General features: G+C 32.5%; 4 protein-coding genes. 3 read left to right on the forward strand and 1 reads right to left on the reverse strand.

Annotation, left to right across the window (positions count from 1 at the left end; all coding sequences use genetic code 11):
* Positions 1–230: 230 nt before the first annotated feature.
* Positions 231–440 (reverse strand): YetF domain-containing protein, encoded by a 210-nt coding sequence (locus JJE11_RS17770; protein WP_366927931.1) that lies wholly within the window; start codon positions 438–440, stop codon positions 231–233.
* A gap of 180 nt (positions 441–620) precedes the next feature.
* On the opposite strand from JJE11_RS17770, the gene JJE11_RS13095 reads away from it, so the two are divergent.
* The 3 genes from JJE11_RS13095 (at position 621) to JJE11_RS13105 (ending at position 5,769) form a co-directional block, all read left to right on the forward strand.
* Positions 621–4,049 (forward strand): pyruvate carboxylase, encoded by a 3,429-nt coding sequence (locus tag JJE11_RS13095; RefSeq protein ID WP_291636322.1) that lies wholly within the window; start codon positions 621–623, stop codon positions 4,047–4,049.
* Between the two features lie 129 nt (positions 4,050–4,178).
* Positions 4,179–5,381 (forward strand): pyridoxal phosphate-dependent aminotransferase, encoded by a 1,203-nt coding sequence (locus JJE11_RS13100; RefSeq protein WP_291636324.1) that lies wholly within the window; start codon positions 4,179–4,181, stop codon positions 5,379–5,381.
* A 142-nt stretch (positions 5,382–5,523) separates the two neighbouring features.
* On the forward strand, positions 5,524–5,769 hold the full coding sequence (locus tag JJE11_RS13105; RefSeq protein ID WP_291636326.1) for a hypothetical protein: 246 nt from the start codon (positions 5,524–5,526) through the stop codon (positions 5,767–5,769).
* The last annotated feature ends 183 nt before the right edge of the window (positions 5,770–5,952 follow it).

Below are 5,952 nucleotides of genomic sequence, written 5' to 3' on the forward strand. Positions count from 1 at the left end.
GGAACAATTATATATGTAAAGGAAATCTCTCCATCCAATAATGGTGCAACTGTAAGGGCTCCAAGTACCCATACCAATACGAAATCATACGCTGTAAGTTGACTTACAGTTCTTTTTGATACATATCTTCCTACAAAAAAATTATTATACCTACTACAAAGGTCCTCATGACATATCCCATTAGTGAAATATCTTTAATAACGCCAAAAACCCTCAACTTAAACTCCTTTCTAAGGACTTATATATAATTTTTTATTTGAAGTTAAAAGTCCTAAATAAATATCACTTATATTATCAATATTATTAGATTTTAGTTCCTTCTCAATCCAATCATAATTTAAATTATTGATTTTAAGGATTTTTTTATCTATTTTTCCTTTATAGATAAGGATTTGAGAAAGAATATCTTGCTTAGGAGTAATTGCACATACTAACCATATGAAAAATTATATTTTAAACTAGGATATAAGTGTGACTATGGCAAATAAAATTGAACTAATGGTGAATCTCTAAATTTCAGTATCTAAGTGAATGATTTAATTGCATTTTTGTTGAAAATACTGTATTCTATTTGATAATGAATAATGAAGTGGATAAGGCTAAAATAGGGGGTCATAAAAGTGAAGAAGTTTAAAAGAGTACTGGTAGCAAACAGAGGTGAAATTGCCATAAGAGTTTTTAGAGCTTGTAATGAACTTGGAATTCGTACGGTAGCAATTTATTCCAATGAGGATAGATATTCGTTGTTCAAAACTAAGGCAGATGAAGCTTATTTAATTGGGAAAAATAGAAATCCTGTTGAGGCATATCTAAATATTGATGAGATAATCAGTCTTGCACTTAAAAAAGGAGTAGATGCCATTCATCCAGGATATGGCTTCTTATCAGAGAATCCTGAATTCGCGAAAAAGTGTGCTGATGCAGGTATTGAATTTATAGGACCTACGTCGGAAATGATGGATAAACTGGGAGACAAAATTAAATCTAAAATAGTGGCAAATGCACTAGGAGTTCCTACGATACCTGGAGATGAAAAGAATATTGAAACACTAGATGAAGCAAAGAAACTTGCAGAAAAATGTGGATATCCTGTTATGCTAAAGGCAATTGCTGGTGGCGGTGGGAGAGGTATGAGAATTGTAAGAAACGAAGGAGAACTCGCCTCTTCTTATAGAAGTGCTAAAAATGAAGCAAAGAAAGCTTTTGGTATTGACCTTCTTTTTATAGAAAAATATCTTGAAAAGTCTAAACATATAGAAGTACAGGTTCTTGGAGATAAATTTGGTAATATTGTTCATTTGCATGAGCGAGATTGCTCTATTCAAAGAAGGCATCAAAAGGTTGTAGAATACACTCCAGCTTTTTCAATATCTGAAGAAAAAAGAAATGAAATCTGCAATGACGCCTTAAAAATAGCTAAATCAGTAAATTATAGAAGTGCTGGAACCCTTGAGTTCTTAGTAGATACTCATGGAGATCATTATTTTATAGAAATGAACCCTAGAATTCAAGTCGAACATACCGTTACAGAAATGGTAACAGGTATTGATATAGTTCAAAGTCAAATACTTATAGCAGAAGATTACGCTTTAGATTCCGAAAAGATTGGAATCTATTCTCAAGAAGATGTTAAGGTTCGCGGCTATTCTATTCAGTGCCGGATAACAACAGAAGATCCTTCAAATAATTTTGCACCGGATACTGGAAAAATAGAAGAATATAGAACAGGTTCAGGATTTGGAATAAGACTAGATGGTGGTAATGGTTTCGCTGGTGCAGTAATTAGTCCTTACTACGATAGTTTACTTGTAAAAAACATATCGTGGTCTAGAACGTTTCAAGATGCTATAAAGAAGTCTATTAGAGCTGTGGAGGAAACCAGAATTACAGGAGTAAAAACTAATATAGGTTTTCTAATTAACGTATTAAATCATCCTACTTTTTTAAAGGGAGAATGCAATACCGGTTTTATTGAAGAAAATCCTGAATTAATATCTATTTCACCTCGCGCAGATGGAGAAAGCAGAGTGCTAAAATTTATTGGGGAAAAAATGGTAAATGAATCTAATGGTTCTAAAAAACTTTATGATGTACCTGTAGTTCCTAAAATTATAATACCAAAAAACTTGAGTGGTACAAAACAGATTTTAGATCTACAAGGGACAGAAGGTCTTTTAAATTGGATTAAAGATCAAAACAAATTACTGTTAACAGATACTACGATGAGAGATGCTCATCAATCATTAATGGCAACCAGAATGAGAACAAAGGATATGTTAAAGATAGCAAGTGCTACATCTGTTTATGGGGGAGATTTGTTTTCACTTGAGATGTGGGGAGGTGCTACTTTTGATGTAGCATACCGATATTTAAATGAATCACCTTGGGAAAGGCTAACAGAGCTACGATCGAGAATTCCTAATGTACTTTTCCAAATGTTAATACGTGGAGCAAATGCAGTAGGATATAAAAATTATCCGGATAATATAATTCGTGAATTTATTAAAGAATCTGCAGATACAGGTATTGATGTTTTTAGAATTTTTGATTCTCTAAACTGGCTAAAAGGAATGGAAACTTCAATTGATGAAGTTATTAAAAGTGGTAAGATTGCAGAAGCTTGCATTTGTTACACAGGAGATATCTTAAATAATAAAAAAGATAAATATAATTTAGACTATTATATTAAGTTAGCAAGGGAAATTGAAAAAACAGGAGCTCATATTTTAGGAATAAAAGATATGTCAGCATTACTTAAGCCTCATGCGGCATTTAAGCTCATAAGTGCACTAAAGCAAGAAGTAGGAATGCCTATTCATCTTCATACCCATGATACTACAGGAAATGGAGTTGCTACAGTTCTGATGGCGACCGAAGCGGGTGTGGATATTGTAGATACTGCTTTTAACAGTATGTCAGGGCTTACAAGCCAGCCAGCTTTAAACTCAGTTGCTGCGGCACTTAAGAACACTGACAGGGATACTGGTATAGATTTAAAAGGAATACAACAGATTTCAGATTATTGGGATGCAGTAAGACCAGTTTATTATCAGTTTGAATCGGAACTTAAATCTGGATCTGCTGAAATTTATAGATATGAGATTCCAGGAGGCCAATACTCAAATCTTAAACCTCAAGTAGAAAGTTTCGGACTTGGGCATAAATTTAATGAAATAAAAGAAATGTATAGAATGGTAAACGAAATGGTAGGGGACATTGTAAAGGTAACTCCATCCTCTAAGATGGTTGGAGATTTTGCAATATTTATGGTTCAAAATGAGCTTACGCCAGAGAATATATATGAAAAAGCAACTAATATGTCTTTCCCAGATTCCGTTGTAGCATACTTTAAAGGGATGATGGGTCAACCAATGGGAGGATTTCCAGAAAAGCTTCAGCGATTAGTTTTAAAGGGCGAGGAGCCAATTACCTGTAGGCCTGGTGAATTACTTCCTGATGAAGACTTCAGTTTGATAGAAAAACATTTAATAGAGAAATTTAATATTACTCCAAATAAAAAAGATATACTAAGTTATTCGTTATACCCTGAGGTATTTGATGGCTATATAAAATACAAAAAGGAGTTTGGAGATTTAAGTAGAATCGGAAGTGATATTTATTTCCATGGACTAGATGAGGGTGAAACCTGCGAAGCGGAGATTGCTGATGGAAAAACCTATATGATAAAGCTCGTGCACATTGGTAAGTTAGACTTAGAAGGTAACAAAGTTCTTGTTTTTGAGGTGGATGGTAATAGACGAGAAATAAAAATAAAAGACAGAAACAACAAAGTTCTGCAAGATTTCCAAGCTATAGAAATGGCGGATTCTTCAAATCCTCTAGAGATTGGATCACCTATACCGGGAACTGTTTTATCTATCCTTGTAACAGAAGGTGATACAGTAACTGAAAATCAACCATTAATGGTAGTGGAGGCTATGAAAATGGAGACAAGGGTAAGCGCCTCAGTTGCAGGCGTTGTTGAGTCAATTAATGTTAAAGAAGGACAACAGGTAAAGGCCGGAGAACTTTTAATAAATTTTAAATAGAAAAAAATTGCCTGATATCACTGGAGAGGGGCTTATGCCCCTCTTTTTATTATGATCCAGCATGGGTGATAGTTAAATCATTAATCGCTACACTAACCATAGTAAATAAAAAATAAAAGGGGACTAAAAATGATATCTAAAAAAATGAAGGATTTAGTGGCTAATAGTTCTGTAATAAGAGCTATGTTTGAGGAAGGTACAAGATTATCTAATATTTACGGAGAAGAAAATGTTTTTGATTTCAGCTTGGGAAATCCAAGTGTTGCACCTCCCGAAAGTATTAAACTTGCAGTTAATAAAATATTAAATGAAGACGCGCCCAATCTTGTACATGGATATATGAATAATTCTGGATATGAAGATGTTAGATCTAAAATAGCTGAGTTTTTAAACAAGAAACATGATATAAATATTTCATGCAGTAACATAGTTATGACCTGTGGAGCTGCTGGAGGATTAAATGTTTTGTTAAAAACCTTACTTGACCCAGAGGATGAAGTTATTGTTTTCGCACCGTTTTTTGGTGAATACAGAAACTATGTAAATAATTTTGATGGAAAGCTTGTGGTTGTTTCAACAGATATGGACACCTTCGAACCTGATATACAGGTGCTAAAAGATAAAATAAATAGTAAAACAAAAGCAATTATTATTAATTCACCAAACAATCCAACAGGTGTTGTGTACTGCGAAAAGGTTATACAAGATTTAGCAAAATTACTTCGAGAAAAAGAAGAGGAACTTGGTACAAGCATATATCTGATATCTGATGAGCCATATAGAGAAATAGTTTATGATAATGCTTTCGTCCCATGTATTTTAAAATACTATAAAAATTCATTTATTGGATATTCATATAGTAAATCATTATCACTGCCTGGAGAGAGAATAGGGTATATAGTTGCAAATACAAATATGGATTGCATTAATGATATAATGATGTCATTAAATGTGGCTAACAGGATCTTAGGATTTGTAAATGCACCATCACTTTTCCAGAGGGTTATTGCAAATTGCCTGGATGCTAAAGTTGATGTGAATATATATAAGAGGAACAGAGATATTTTATACGACCATCTTATAAAAATAGGCTTCTTTTGTGTAAAACCACAAGGTGCATTTTATTTATTCATTAGAACACCAATAGCGGATGATAAAAAGTTCTGCGAAGAGGCAAAAAAATTCAACCTATTACTAGTGCCAGGATCAGCCTTTGACTGCCCAGGTCATGTAAGATTATCTTACTGTATAGCTTTTGATAAAATACAAAATTCCCTACCAGCGTTCGAAAAATTAGCTGAAGTATATGAGCTAAATAATATTAAAAGATAATTTTAAGGCAGGATAATCCTGCCTTAATTTTGATTATAAATTATCTTATGTGAACAAATTAACAATTTACAGAAAGATATCGTTTAAAATTAAATTGATAATGCTATAATGATTTAATATAGAAGACGAGGAGGTGTGTAATTTGAATTATGACTTGATAAATGTAATTGAGCTAATGTTTTTAGTAATATGTTTTACAAGTATATTCTCTTATGCAGTATATTCCTATAGAAATATTAAAAATGAAGCTGAAGAAAATGTTACAAACAATATTTTAATTCAGTGGCTTGAATTTATAAAAAAACTACTACCAGAAGATTATATAATTTATGAGAAGTATTGTATTTGGATATATTCAGAACGTTTAAAAATGGAAATGATGTTTTAACCAAAATTATTCGAAGGAGGATAAAAATGAACATCATTTTTAATTTTTTAAGCGGTTTATTAAATTCAATTTTTAATTATACTGGAGATTGGGGACTCGCAATAGTTTTACTTACCGTAGGTGTAAAATTAGTACTTTCACCAATGTCTTTTAAACAAAAAAAATCTATGCAGCAACAACAAA

Source organism: Clostridium sp. (genome assembly GCF_016650095.1).
In the GTDB taxonomy this organism is placed as follows: Bacteria; Bacillota; Clostridia; order Clostridiales; family Clostridiaceae; genus Clostridium_AD.

Coding starts and splice junctions, on each gene's coding strand:
- JJE11_RS13100 (WP_291636324.1), top strand. CDS start 4,179: ATGATATCTAAAAAAATGAAGGATTTAGTGGCTAATAGTTCTGTAATA.